Below are 12,731 nucleotides of genomic sequence, written 5' to 3'. Positions count from 1 at the left end.
TTTACCTCCTATTCTTCTGTCAGAGACGCATTTTTCAGCTGCGACTCAGCAATTTCTCGATAGATGTCATTGGTCTCCATCAATTCTTCATGACGGCCACGACCAACGATTTCACCCTTATCAAGGACAATGATCTGGTCAGCATCCATGATAGTTCCAACACGTTGAGCGACAATCAAAACCGTTGCATCTTGAGTCACTTCCTTGAGACGACGGCGTAAGATAGCATCTGTACGGTAGTCCAAGGCTGAGAAAGAATCGTCAAAGATATAGATATCTGGACCCTTGATAACTGCTCGTGCAATCGACAAACGTTGTTTCTGACCACCTGATAGATTGCTTCCCCCTTCGGCCAGATGCGTTGCGAAACCTTCTTCTCGACTTTCGATAAAGTCTTTGGCTTGGGCTACATCAGCTGCTTGGTGCAAGTCCTCATGACTGGCATCCTCTTTCCCGTAACGGAGATTGTCTGCGATAGTCCCAGTAAAAAGCAAGGCCTTTTGTGGAATAAATCCAATCTTCTGACGGAGTGATTTGAGACGGTAATCCCGTACATCAACACCATCAACCTTAATTTTCCCTAGCGTAACATCGTAGAATCGAGGAATCAATTGAACCAGAGTAGACTTACCTGACCCAGTCGAACCGATAAAAGCAATGGTTTCTCCCGGTTTAGCAGTAAAGGAAATGTTATGTAAGACAGGGCTTTCTGTTTCCCCAGGATAGGCAAAGGTCACATTATCAAATTCTAAGTAACCATGTGTTTCTGTTTCTTGAATTCCGTCCTCATTTGGATCAATGGAAATCGGCATATCCATGATTTCCTTCAAGCGTTCACTGGATACGGCCGTTCTAGGGTACATGGTAAAGAGGTTTGACAAGAATAGGAAGGACAAGAGAGCGTGGAAACTATACTCGATAAAGGCCACCAAATCCCCAATCTGCAAACTTCCCTGTTTGAGAGGATCCAAAGCAAACCAAACGATAGCTACAATCATAGCGATAATGATTTGCACAAATAGTGGCTCCGTCAAACCAGTCAATTTGAACAAACGATTTGAATTATCCGCATAGATTGCATTTTTCTCTTCAAAACGATTTTCTTGGAAATCTTCACGAGCAAAGGCACGGATGACTCGCAAGCCCATCAAATTTTCACGGACATACTGGTTAATCTTATCCAGTGTTTTCTGTTGCTTTTCAGATAAGGGACGTGTTTTGACCGCCACATAAATGACTACAACAGCTAGAAAAGGTACGGAAAAAGCGACAATCCAGGCTAGTGAAGGACTGGTCAAGAAAATCATGAGAATACTCGACAGCATCATCATGGGAGTGATAACACCCAACTTAAGAGTTTGTTCCGCAAACTGCATGAGGACAAAGGCATCACTGGTAATACGAGTCACCAATGAAGAAACACCAATTTGTTCATATTCGTGATGAGAATACTCTTGTAATTTAGCATAAACATCATTTCGCATGTCCTTAACCATATTGGTGGTCAATTTACTAGCAGCATAGGATAGAACAACCCGCCCAAATGTCCCCAAGACGATAATAACCAACATTACGATAGCCCAAAAATAGAGCTTTTCTTCATTACCTTGATTAATCCCCTGGTCAATCATACGAGCAAGAACAGTCGGTAGCCCAAGATTGACAATAACAAAGAAAATAGCTCCGAAGAAGTCTAACACTAACCACTTGGGATAACGTTTGAGATAAGACCAAATATAAAGCATAATTCTCCTTTCTTTTTCTTCTTAAATGCAGAAAAGAGCGTGCTTTCGCACGCCATTTTACTAAAAAGAAGACAGGCAGCCAAAACCTCGAGAGGGGGAACTGTCTGTCTCAGATATTTAAGGCTTATTTTACAAAGTCAAGCAATGCCAAGAAGCTTTCTGGGTCAAGTGATGCACCACCAACAAGAGCTCCGTCAACGTCTGGACAAGCCATGTATTCAGCAACGTTTTCAGGTTTAACTGAACCACCGTATTGAACACGTACTTTATCAGCTACTTCTTGACCAAAGTCAGCTGCTACAACGTCACGAACAACTTTACACATTTTTTGTGCATCGTCTTGTGAAGCTGATTTACCAGTACCGATAGCCCAGATTGGCTCATATGCGATAACTGTTGAAGCTACTTGTTCTGCAGTCAATCCAGCAAGAGCAGCAGAAACTTGAGCACCTACGAATTCTGCTGCTTTTCCTGCTTCGTAAGTTTCAAGGCTTTCACCACAACAGATAATTGGAAGCATACCATTAGTAAAGATTGCTTTTGCTTTTTTGTTGATGTCTTCGTCTGTTTCGTGGAAGTAGTCACGACGTTCTGAGTGACCGATCACAACATAGTCAGTGCCGATTTCTTTCAAAACTTGTGGGCTAGTTTCACCAGTGAAAGCACCAGCATTTTCAAAGTAGCAGTTTTGAGCAGCAACTTTAAGGTTTGAACCTTTAGCAGCAGCAAGAACAGTTGTCAAGTCAAGTGCAGGAACTGCAATACCAGCTTCAACAAGATCAGATGAAGGAAGTTTTGATGCTACAGCTTCAACGAATGCTTTTGCTTCTTCTGGGTTTTTGTTCATTTTCCAGTTACCAGCGATAAATGGTTTACGTGACATTTCACATACCTCTTTTTTCATTTTATTTTCTACTTATTTTATCATATTTAAAGATAGCTTGCAAATCTTACTCTGTAACTAGAAGTCTTCTTTTCAAAAACTTTCCAGTTGCCGTTTTTATCTAGAAGCTGGCTTTCTCCTGGTTAATTTGACCACTGCTTCTGTCCTAGCCGTGTGTGGAAACATATCAACCGACTGGATATAATGCAGGTCATAGACTTCAACCAATCGGACTAAATCGCGCGCCAAGGTAGATACATTGCAGGAAACATAGACCATCTTTTCAGGTGCGTATTTGACAATGGTATCCAAGAGCTTATCATCTAAACCTGTACGTGGCGGGTCCACAATCAAGGCATCTGCACGATAGCCTTCCTTGTACCAACGAGGAATAACTTCTTCTGCTGTACCTGCCTCATAGTGAGTATTGGTATAACCCATGCGCTTAGCATTTTCTTTGGCATCCTCAATAGCTTCTGGAATAATATCCATCCCTCTCAAGCTTTTGACTTTCTTAGCAAAGGCAAAACCAATGGTCCCAACACCACAATAAGCATCAATCAGATGGTCGTCCTCAGTCACGTCCAAGGCCTTAACGGCTTCACTATAGAGAATTTCAGTCTGTTCAGGATTGAGCTGGTAAAAAGCTCGTGGTGAAAGAGAAAATTCATAGTCAAGAACACCCTCGCGTATACTATCTTGACCCCAAATAATCTCGGTCTTGTCTCCATAAATCTCACTGGTTTTCGCAGTATTGGTATTGACTGCAACTGTCACCACTTCTGGAAAATCCTTGACTAGGTCTTGAACTAAGAGAGTCAAGTTCAACTGGCGATTAGTGACGATAATGATTTGAACCTGCCCAGTTTTCCGTGCTCGACGAACCATGATAGTTCGAACTCCAAGAATTTTCCGTTCATCCGTAATCGGAATTTGATGATAGGTCAAGAGTTCAGCAATGCGGTTGGCAATCGCTTGTGTCTCCTTGTCTTGAACCAGACAGTCTTTTAATTCAACCAGATCATGCGAATTTTGAGCATATAATCCCGCCTTAACTTGGCCTTTAAACTTTCGAGTTTGGAATTGCAGTTTAGCCCGATAATACTTAGGCTCCTGCATGCCAATGGTTGGTCTAATTTCATAGTTTTCGTAGCCTGCAGGTTCAAATTTCTTCAGAGCTTGATGAAGGAGATCTGTTTTGAACTCCAGCTGCTTGTCATAATGCAGATGCATGATTTGACAGCCACCACACTCATTATAGATAGTACAGTCTGGGACTACTCGAAACTTAGATTTTTTATTAACCTCAAGCAGTTTGGCCTCAACGTAGTTACGCTTAACAGAAGTCACCTGACAATAGATATCTTCTCCCTTGAGGGCTCCTGGAACAAAAACGAGGGTTTTCTGGAAAAAACCAATTCCTTCCCCGTTAATCCCCATGCGCTTGATTTTTAATGGAATTTTTTGTTTGACTTTTAGATTCATAAGTCTATTATACCACGTAGTTTCTCAATGGTTAAGAATATGTTACAATAAAACCATGAATACAAAGATATCTTTTTCCTCATTGGATTTCCCTGAGCAATTACGAACTTATATAAAAGGGACAAGCCTTTCTGACAGCTCTTCTCATTCAGGCGCAAGGGTCCTTTATCTTGACTCAGGTTACTATTTGAAAATAGATCAAAAGGGAAGTTTAGAGCGAGAAGCTAGCATTGCAAGGTGGTTTGAAACCAAAGGACTGGGAACTCCAGTCATCCACTATCTATCTACAGATAAAGACTACTTCCTGACTAAAGAGGCTATTGGTCATGATGCTCTCGCTTTTTTAGACCAACCAGAAAAAATCTGCCGAACAATGGCAGAAGCTCTTAAAAAGCTTCACAACTTAAACCCACACAATTTTCCATCAGAAAATCATTTACAGACCTATAAAGACAGAGCCTTTAAAAACTATGAAAAAGGGGAGTTCTATGCCAAGGCACTCCTACCCCAATTCCAGATTAACAGTCGCGAAGAGGCCTTCCAACTCATCCAAGAACAAGGGCACCTTTTAAAGACAGATGCCTTTATTCACGGGGACGCCTGTCTACCGAACTTTATTCTAAAAGATGCTGACCATTTCTCTTGCTTCATTGATCTTGGTTTGGCTGATTTCAGTGATCGGCATATCGATCTCTTTTGGGCAATTTGGTCCCTCAATTACAACTTAAAAGACCCCAAATATGCTGAACTATTTCTCGACTGTTACGGGAGAGAGCTGGTTGATAGCAACAAACTTCGACTCGTTGCTGCCTTTGAAGCATTTGGATAAGAGGTAAACCATGAAAATCACAAAACTTGAAAAGAAAAAACGACTCTATCTGCTCGAACTTGATAACGACCAAACCTGCTACATTACAGAGGATACCATTGTTCGCTTTATGTTGACTAAAGGGAAAGAGATCTCAGCTGAAGAACTAACTGAGATTAAATCCTTTGCACAATTTTCCTACAGTAAAAATCTAGCTCTCTACCACTTATCCTTCAAGGCCCGTACTGAAAAAGAAGTTAGAGATTATCTTGCCAAACATGAAATTGATGAGAAAATCATTCCCCAAGTCATTCAGTCTCTAAAGGACGACAACTGGATCAATGACCGCCAATATGCACAAGCTATCATCAATTCCAATCAGCTTTCAGGAGATAAGGGAAGCTATGTGCTGATGCAGAAGATTTCTCAAAAAGGGGTTGCTAAGTCCGTTATCCAAGAAGTTTTACAAGAATTTGATCTGACGGAAGTCGCAGAACGTACAGCTGAAAAACTACTGAAAAAATATCAGGGAAAATTGCCAGCCCGCGCCTTGCAGGACAAGATTATCCAAAATCTGACCAACAAAGGGTTTTCCTACTCAGAAGCCAAGGCTGCCTTTGATCAACTAGATAACCAGGTCGATGAAGAAACTGTCCAAGAGCTAATTTTTAAAGAGTTGGATAAGCAATACCCCAAATACTCACGAAAGTATGAAGGATACGAACTCAAGCAACGTTTGACCCAAGTTTTAGCTAGAAAAGGTTATGATTTTTCGGATATAGCCAGCGCTCTAAGAGAATATCTTTAATTTTTTCATAAAAAAACTAAGAACTTTAAACAAAAATGTGATACAATAGTAAACGATAAACTTATAAATTGTAGAAAGTTGGTTAGTTATGAAACTTCCAAAAGAAGGCGACTTTATTACAATTCAAAGTTATAAGCATGATGGGAGTCTTCACCGCACTTGGCGAGACACCATGGTACTAAAAACAACAGAGAACGCTATTATCGGCGTCAACGACCACACACTTGTTACCGAAAGTGACGGTCGTCGTTGGGTAACTCGAGAACCGGCTATTGTTTACTTTCACAAAAAATATTGGTTTAATATCATTGCCATGATCCGTGATAATGGGATTTCCTACTACTGCAACATGGCTAGCCCATACTATCTAGACGAAGAAGCTTTAAAATACATCGACTATGATTTAGATGTTAAAGTTTTTACAGATGGCGAAAAACGCCTCTTGGACGTCGAAGAGTATGAACGTCACAAGCGCAAGATGAATTATCCTGATGATTTAGACTATATTTTGAAAGAGCATGTTAAGATTCTTGTTGATTGGATCAACAATGAACGTGGCCCCTTCTCAGAAGCCTATGTCAACATTTGGTACAAACGCTACGTAGAACTAAAGAATCGGTAAAGTTGTCAAACTAGGGTGTCTGCCCTAGTTTTTTTATAATCAAAAAACCTGCCTAATGTGGCAGGTTTTCGTTTAAATATCTAATTTTGTAACGGTGAACTTGATATGGGAATAATCTTTCTCGATATCCTTATCTACCATAAAGGCTGTTGCATCCTTCTTGACCTGCACCAAGTCGATATTCTGGGCTTGAGCTGCATAGACACAGCCACAGTAGCATTGGCGATAGATGTCATACTCTTCACACATCTCTACAGAACGTTTGTAACCTTGATTTTTCTTAAAATCACTCGGAAGATAATGAGTGGTGTAAATTTTCTGCACGTCGATCCCGATACTATTGATGGTTTGTGAATTTTTGTGAGGACTGATCGTCAGGGCCGAACCAAAGTAGTCAAATCCTAAGTCCATAGCCACCTGCGCTGTCTTGTCCAAACGATAGTCAAAACAAACCTTGCAACGATCGCCACCTTCCGGTTCTTCTTCCAAACCTCGAACCAGTTTACGGTACTCATTGGGTTCGTATGGTGCTTCTAGGTATTGGACATTGTTGCCAGTTCGTTCATTGAAATCACTAACAAACTTTTTTGTCACATAGGCACGCTTGTGATACTCAGCTTTAGGATGGATATTGGAATTAGCAAAATAAATAGTCACATCCGCATACTTGGTCAAGTACTCTAGAGTGTAGGTGCTACAAGGAGCACAACAGACGTGCATGAGAATGGTTGGTCTTTCTTCATTTTTTTCCCAAACTTGAACCATCTTTTGCATGACTCGGTCATAGTTGATCTTTTGATTGGGATTCATCTTACTTAGAATTTCTTCTACATCGATCATACTCTTCTCCTTTTCTTCTTGTTATTTTATCACAAGAAGGCTCTTTGGGCAAATAGGTTTTCGTGCTTTACTCAGTTTTTAAGTCCTTGTCCAATACCTTGCCCATCCTTTTTAGACCGATTATTAGGATAGGGTAGGTTAAAAGCAAGATAAGGCCTAGAACTAAAAAGATAGCTACAAGACCCCAACGATCAATCAACCAGCCTGTCAGTGGAAATATGACAATCATGGAAAGACTAAAGAGCATGGAATTGATACTAAGCATAGTTGCTCTTACACTGGAAGGTAAATAACCTTGTAAGTCATTAAAATAGATCGGCTGATAAACTGCATAAAGTGTATCAGTTAAAAGATATACAAGAAGAAAAGCAAAGGGGGTCCCTGAAAACACCAACAACAAGGCCAAGCCCGTTAGTGCAACAAGAGTCGGAAAAACTCGATTACTATTCCATTTTTTACCGATTTGACTAGCTACATAAACAGCTATAAGATTTAACCCACTACCAATAAGCATAACCAGTGAAACCTGCCATCCTGCTAAGTCACTTATTTTCTGCTGATAATAAAAGTAAAACATACACATGAGTGTCCCTACTAGCTGATAAGTCAGCATCCAGTAAAAGAGTACTGGTTTTTCCTGCCATTCTTTACGAACTTGCTGGACAATCATTTTAAAGGTTAAGACTTCATTTTTCTCTCTCTTAGCCATTGGTTCTTTCATAAAATAAATCAAAATGATAGAAAGAAATGAAAATCCTATGGCAATCAGATAGGTCCAGGCAAGTGCTCCGTGAATAAAGAAGCCTGCCACAACTGTACCTAGGGTTCGGGTGACTTCTGCCACACCAGACAAAAAGCTAGAAATCTGAAGATAACGGTCCTTTTGACCCGCTTCAACCGCCGAATCATATAAGAAAGCGGTACTGGTTCCTGAGTCAAAATTGTAGGACCAAGCATTAACCATCATGGCAATCGCATAAATCCAAAAATTCCCCTGACCAAACAAAATCAAGATAGAGGACACAATACTGGCCAAGCGTGCCAAATAGAGATTGGTCTTGTAACTAAATCGATCGGCCAACATACCAGATGGGATTTCACACAAGAGACTTGTCCCATGAAAGATACTCTCTAATAGACCGATTTGAAGCAAGGATAGACCATTTTGAATGAAAAATAAAATCCAAAAACTGGTAATCCCAAAATAAGAAGTGAATTCCAGACCTGCTAGGAGTGGAATATTGCGTTTGTAAGTTCTTTTAAACATTGTTTTCTCTCTTTCAATATGTAATATGAGTTTTTCTAAAAGACTTACTTAGAGTTGCCTACATTTTCTCCACCTCTTTCATTTAAAGTAATACTCAATGAAAATCAAAGAGCAAACTAGGAAACTAGCCGCAGGTTGCTCAAAACACTGTTTTGAGGTTGTGGATAGAACTGACGAAGTCAGTAACATATATACGGCAAGGTGAAGCTGACGTAGTTTGAAGAGATTTTCGAAGAGTATAAAAACGCCAGACGGCGTTTTTATGGCTATTATGGTTTGATACGGTGCAACATACGTGGGAATGGAATAGCTTCACGGATGTGTTTAGTTCCAGCTGCGAAGGTTACCATACGCTCGATACCAATACCAAATCCACCGTGTGGTACTGTACCATATTTACGAAGGTCAAGGTAGAATTCGTACTCTGTAAGATCCATTCCAAGTGATTCCATCTTAGCGACAAGGGCATCGTAGTCTTCCTCACGCATGGAACCACCGATGATTTCTCCGTAACCTTCTGGTGCAAGCAAGTCTGCACAAAGCACACGATCCGGGTTACCAGGAACTGGTTTCATATAGAAGGCCTTGATGGCTGCTGGGTAGTTCATGACAAATGTTGGCACACCAAAGTGGTTTGAAATCCAAGTTTCGTGTGGTGAACCAAAGTCATCTCCATGCTCAAGATGTTCGTAGTCAGCATCTTCATCATTTTCATGCTCTTGCAAGAGATCAATCGCTTCATCGTAAGTAATACGTTTGAACGGCTCAGCAATATAACGTTTCAAGAGCTCTGTATCACGTTCCAAGGTTTCCAAGGCTTGAGGAGCACGATCTAGAACACCTTGGAGCAACGCTTTTACATAAGCTTCTTGCAAGTCAAGTGACTCATCGTGTGTCAAGTATGAGTACTCCGCATCCATCATCCAGAATTCAGTCAAGTGACGACGAGTCTTAGATTTCTCTGCACGGAATACTGGACCAAAGTCAAAGACACGACCAAGAGCCATAGCACCAGCTTCAAGATAAAGCTGACCAGATTGGCTCAAGTAGGCTGGTGTTCCGAAGTAGTCTGTTTCGAAAAGTTCTGTAGAATCTTCTGCTGCATTTCCTGAAAGAATTGGGCTATCAAACTTCATAAAGCCATTCTTGTCGAAGAACTCATAAGTTGCATAGATGATAGCATTACGGATTTGCATGACAGCAACTTGCTTACGAGAACGAAGCCACAAGTGACGGTTATCCATCAAGAAGTCTGTTCCGTGTTCTTTTGGAGTAATTGGGTAGTCTTGAGATTCACCGATGACTTCGATGTCTGTAATATCCAACTCATAACCAAATTTTGAGCGCTCGTCTTCTTTAACAACACCTGTTACAAAGACTGATGTTTCTTGGCTTAGGCGTTTGATGGTGTCAAATTTTTCAAGACCTACTTCTTCTCCAAATTTTTCGATAAAGTTTGGTTTGAAAGCCACGCCTTGGAAAAAGGCTGTTCCGTCACGCAATTGTAAGAAGGCAATTTTTCCTTTTCCTGACTTGTTAGCAACCCAAGCACCAATAGTGACTTCTTGACCAACGTAGTCTTTTACTTCGATAATTGTTACACGTTTTGTCATGTTTTATCTTCCTTTTTTTGTTTAACTTGTCTAAAGACATTATTACCCACTATTGTACCACAAATAATGCCTGATAGCTAGATTCTATCAGAGAAAAATCTCAGGTTTTATCCAAAAAAATCTCCGTCAAGACGACGAAGATCTTATTTTTATTTTTTCATAAATAGGTGCAAACGACGAATAGCTTCTTTAAGAGTTTCCAAGTCTGTCGCATAGCTGAGACGGACATTCTCTGGCGCACCAAAGCCTGCTCCCGTAATCAAGGCCAGACCAACTTCCTCAAGAATAGCCGTTGTAAATGCTGTTACATCTGTATAGCCTTTCATCTCCATAGCTTTTTTAACATTTGGGAAGAGATAGAAAGCTCCTTGCGGTTTGACTACTTCAAAGCCAGGAACTTGGCTCAAGAGAGGATAAATGGTATTGAGACGTTCCTCAAAAGCCTGACGCATAGTTTCTACAGAGTCTTGTGGACCAGTTAGCGCTTCGATGGTTGCGTATTGAGATACAGCGGTTAGGTTTGAAGTTGTTTGACCAGTCAATTTGCTCATAGCAGCAATAATTTCTGGATCACCTACTGCATAACCAACACGCCATCCTGTCATAGCGTAGGCCTTAGACACTCCATTGATGACAATAGTTTGTTTGCGAATAGCTTCTGACAGACTAGAGATTGGAACGAACTCATTCCCGTTATAGACCAAACGTCCATAAATATCATCTGCTAGAATCAGAATGTCATGTTCAACTGCCCAGTTTCCAATTGCTAATAATTCCTCACGAGAGTATATCATACCGGTAGGATTAGATGGTGAGTTAAGAACCAAGACTCTAGTCTTATCTGTGCGAGCAGCTTCTAATTGCTCCACAGTTACTTTAAAGTGATTGTCTTCCTTGGCTTGGACAAATACTGGAAGGCCTTCGGCCATCTTAACCTGGTCCCCATAGCTGACCCAGTAAGGAGTAGGAATGATTACCTCATCTCCAGGGTTGATAACAGCCATAAAGAAAGTATAAAGGGAAAACTTGGCACCTGTAGCAAAGGTGACTTCATTTGTCGCCACAGAATAACCATAATAACGTTCAAAATAGGTATTGACCGCTGCTTTTAATTCAGGCAAACCTGAAGCTACCGTATAGAAAGAAGCACGTCCATCTCGAATAGCCTCAACAGCAGCATCTTGAATGTTTTCAGGAGTATGGAAATCTGGCTGACCTAAAGTTAAGAAAAGAACATCTTTTCCTTCCGCTTTTAACTTCTTGGCTTTTGCATCGCTAGCCAGAGTGACGCTTTCTTCCATTTCTAAGACACGTTTGGATAATTTCATAGCTTCTCCTTTTCGAGTATGACTCCTGTTTCAAAATCAACCAGATAGTAGTCTCCACCAGACTTGATTTCCCAGACGGGCTTATCAGCGTAACGTCCAAAGGTAATCTTGTCGATTTCAGTTGCTCCTTTTTCTCTAACAACTGCTTCTGCTTTTTCTTGTGAAGTACCACTTTCTAGTTGATACACATAGATTTTTTGACTATTTTTCTCAATTAAAACAGCTATTGGCTTTTGATTTTTATCTTGGCCGAGAACACTATAGTAGCTCTCTAAACCATTAAAAAAGTCAATCTGACTATCCGTTTCCAGCTCAGCATACTGCTTGGCCAGTCTCTCCCCTTCTGTCTTTGCAGTTCGATAAGGCTTCATACCAAGCCACACCAAATAAAGAAAGGAAGAGGTCACAACTAGAGCCAGCATGGTTAAGCCAATACTGTACTGAAATAATAAGAAATTTTTTTCTTTTTTCTGTCTCATTTTCACTCGTCTATTTTACCATCTATCCAAGTGAATTACAAGTGAATAAAAGAGGAGGATTTGTCTCGGAACTTCTCTTATGACAGGAATATATGACGCTTGAATCATTGATTTCACAGACTTTTCCTAATCTCTACTCCTAAAAATAATCTTGACTATCATCGATTTTTATTTTCTGGGCAAATTTCTTGCAAATGATTTCGTTTTGTTGTAACATTGTTTATAACAACAGAGAAAGCTCTGATTAAAATATAAAGGAGACTCCCTATGTCTAAAAAAGTATTATTTATCGTTGGTTCACTTCGTGAAGGTTCCTTCAACCACCAAATGGCGCTAGAAGCCGAAAAAGCTCTTGCAGGTAAAGCTGAGGTTAGCTACCTTGACTACTCAGCAATCCCACTTTTTAACCAAGAACTTGAAGTTCCAACTCTTCCAGCTGTAGCAGCAGCTCGTGAAGCTGTTCTGGCTGCTGATGCTATCTGGATTTTCTCACCAGTCTACAACTTCTCAATTCCTGGAACAGTTAAAAACTTGCTTGACTGGCTTTCACGCGCTCTTGACTTATCTGAAACTCGTGGTCCATCTGCTCTTCAAGATAAAATCGTTACTGTGTCTTCAGTAGCAAATGCAGGTCATGAACAACTCTTTGCAATCTATAAAGACCTCTTACCATTCATCCGTACACAAGTTGTAGGTGAATTCATTGCAGCTCGTATCAATGATTCTGCTTGGGTAGATGGTAAACTAGTCCTTGAAGACAGTGTTGCTACTTCACTAAAACAACAAGCTAAAGACTTGATTCAAGCTATTCAATAATTGAATCATAACCACCCGTCTAACGGGTGGTTTGCCC

The 12,731-nt window shown here is 40.5% G+C and carries 12 protein-coding genes; 4 read left to right on the top strand and 8 right to left on the bottom strand.

All coding sequences use genetic code 11. The features are described 5' to 3' along the window. Window positions 1-8: 8 nt before the first annotated feature. The 3 genes from HMPREF2837_RS08250 to rlmD form a co-directional block, all read right to left on the bottom strand. Window positions 9-1,745: an ABC transporter ATP-binding protein gene (locus tag HMPREF2837_RS08250; protein WP_075230835.1), complete on the bottom strand. Its 1,737-nt coding sequence runs from the start codon at window positions 1,743-1,745 to the stop codon at window positions 9-11. A 124-nt stretch (window positions 1,746-1,869) separates the two neighbouring features. Beyond that, window positions 1,870-2,628 (bottom strand): triose-phosphate isomerase, encoded by a 759-nt coding sequence (gene tpiA, locus HMPREF2837_RS08245; protein ID WP_075230834.1) that lies wholly within the window; start codon window positions 2,626-2,628, stop codon window positions 1,870-1,872. A 117-nt stretch (window positions 2,629-2,745) separates the two neighbouring features. After that, window positions 2,746-4,113, bottom strand: coding sequence for a 23S rRNA (uracil(1939)-C(5))-methyltransferase RlmD (rlmD, locus tag HMPREF2837_RS08240; RefSeq protein ID WP_075230833.1), 1,368 nt, complete (start codon window positions 4,111-4,113; stop codon window positions 2,746-2,748). A 55-nt stretch (window positions 4,114-4,168) separates the two neighbouring features. Here rlmD and HMPREF2837_RS08235 point away from each other — a divergent pair, with 55 nt between their 5' ends. The 3 genes from HMPREF2837_RS08235 (at window position 4,169) to HMPREF2837_RS08225 (ending at window position 6,351) form a co-directional block, all read left to right on the top strand. Beyond that, window positions 4,169-4,942 carry an aminoglycoside 3'-phosphotransferase gene (locus tag HMPREF2837_RS08235; protein ID WP_075230832.1) on the top strand — a complete coding sequence of 258 codons (774 nt, stop codon included), beginning with the start codon at window positions 4,169-4,171 and terminating at the stop codon, window positions 4,940-4,942. Between the two features lie 10 nt (window positions 4,943-4,952). Further along, on the top strand, window positions 4,953-5,729 hold the full coding sequence (gene recX / locus HMPREF2837_RS08230) for a recombination regulator RecX (protein ID WP_049548558.1): 777 nt from the start codon (window positions 4,953-4,955) through the stop codon (window positions 5,727-5,729). A gap of 88 nt (window positions 5,730-5,817) precedes the next feature. Continuing rightward, window positions 5,818-6,351 carry a nucleoside tri-diphosphate phosphatase gene (locus HMPREF2837_RS08225; protein ID WP_004252157.1) on the top strand — a complete coding sequence of 178 codons (534 nt, stop codon included), beginning with the start codon at window positions 5,818-5,820 and terminating at the stop codon, window positions 6,349-6,351. Window positions 6,352-6,423: 72 nt separating this feature from the next. On the opposite strand, the gene HMPREF2837_RS08220 is transcribed toward HMPREF2837_RS08225, so the two are convergent. From HMPREF2837_RS08220 to HMPREF2837_RS08200, 5 genes are all read right to left on the bottom strand, one after another. After that, entirely contained in the window at window positions 6,424-7,191 is a 768-nt protein-coding gene (locus HMPREF2837_RS08220) for an epoxyqueuosine reductase QueH (RefSeq protein ID WP_006150335.1), read from the bottom strand. A gap of 67 nt (window positions 7,192-7,258) precedes the next feature. Then, complete coding sequence (locus HMPREF2837_RS08215; RefSeq protein WP_049548557.1) at window positions 7,259-8,458, bottom strand: MFS transporter; 1,200 nt, start codon at window positions 8,456-8,458, stop codon at window positions 7,259-7,261. A 269-nt stretch (window positions 8,459-8,727) separates the two neighbouring features. Continuing rightward, window positions 8,728-10,071, bottom strand: a complete 1,344-nt coding sequence (gene asnS / locus HMPREF2837_RS08210; protein ID WP_049548556.1) for an asparagine--tRNA ligase — start codon at window positions 10,069-10,071, stop codon at window positions 8,728-8,730. 149 nt (window positions 10,072-10,220) lie between these two features. Then, window positions 10,221-11,399, bottom strand: coding sequence for a pyridoxal phosphate-dependent aminotransferase (locus tag HMPREF2837_RS08205; protein WP_049548555.1), 1,179 nt, complete (start codon window positions 11,397-11,399; stop codon window positions 10,221-10,223). After that, window positions 11,396-11,884 (bottom strand): cell wall elongation regulator TseB-like domain-containing protein, encoded by a 489-nt coding sequence (locus tag HMPREF2837_RS08200; protein WP_049548554.1) that lies wholly within the window; start codon window positions 11,882-11,884, stop codon window positions 11,396-11,398. The genes HMPREF2837_RS08205 and HMPREF2837_RS08200 overlap by 4 nt, the downstream gene beginning before the upstream one ends. 261 nt (window positions 11,885-12,145) lie before the next feature. Here HMPREF2837_RS08200 and HMPREF2837_RS08195 point away from each other — a divergent pair, with 261 nt between their 5' ends. Beyond that, window positions 12,146-12,694: an NADPH-dependent FMN reductase gene (locus tag HMPREF2837_RS08195; protein WP_049548553.1), complete on the top strand. Its 549-nt coding sequence runs from the start codon at window positions 12,146-12,148 to the stop codon at window positions 12,692-12,694. The last annotated feature ends 37 nt before the right edge of the window (window positions 12,695-12,731 follow it).

Source organism: Streptococcus sp. HMSC071D03 (assembly GCF_001812125.1).
Taxonomy (GTDB): Bacteria; Bacillota; Bacilli; order Lactobacillales; family Streptococcaceae; genus Streptococcus; species Streptococcus pseudopneumoniae_N.
Note: the sequence above shows the minus strand (reverse complement) of the source record. Positions and strands in the feature narration are given on the sequence as shown.

Bases quoted from the DNA above. Each gene is read 5' to 3' on its own strand.
- HMPREF2837_RS08250 (WP_075230835.1), bottom strand. From the start codon at position 1,745: ATGCTTTATATTTGGTCTTATCTCAAACGTTATCCCAAGTGGTTAGTG.
- tpiA (WP_075230834.1), bottom strand. From the start codon at position 2,628: ATGTCACGTAAACCATTTATCGCTGGTAACTGGAAAATGAACAAAAAC.
- rlmD (WP_075230833.1), bottom strand. From the start codon at position 4,113: ATGAATCTAAAAGTCAAACAAAAAATTCCATTAAAAATCAAGCGCATG.
- HMPREF2837_RS08235 (WP_075230832.1), top strand. From the start codon at position 4,169: ATGAATACAAAGATATCTTTTTCCTCATTGGATTTCCCTGAGCAATTA.
- recX (WP_049548558.1), top strand. From the start codon at position 4,953: ATGAAAATCACAAAACTTGAAAAGAAAAAACGACTCTATCTGCTCGAA.
- HMPREF2837_RS08225 (WP_004252157.1), top strand. From the start codon at position 5,818: ATGAAACTTCCAAAAGAAGGCGACTTTATTACAATTCAAAGTTATAAG.
- HMPREF2837_RS08220 (WP_006150335.1), bottom strand. From the start codon at position 7,191: ATGATCGATGTAGAAGAAATTCTAAGTAAGATGAATCCCAATCAAAAG.
- HMPREF2837_RS08215 (WP_049548557.1), bottom strand. From the start codon at position 8,458: ATGTTTAAAAGAACTTACAAACGCAATATTCCACTCCTAGCAGGTCTG.
- asnS (WP_049548556.1), bottom strand. From the start codon at position 10,071: ATGACAAAACGTGTAACAATTATCGAAGTAAAAGACTACGTTGGTCAA.
- HMPREF2837_RS08205 (WP_049548555.1), bottom strand. From the start codon at position 11,399: ATGAAATTATCCAAACGTGTCTTAGAAATGGAAGAAAGCGTCACTCTG.
- HMPREF2837_RS08195 (WP_049548553.1), top strand. From the start codon at position 12,146: ATGTCTAAAAAAGTATTATTTATCGTTGGTTCACTTCGTGAAGGTTCC.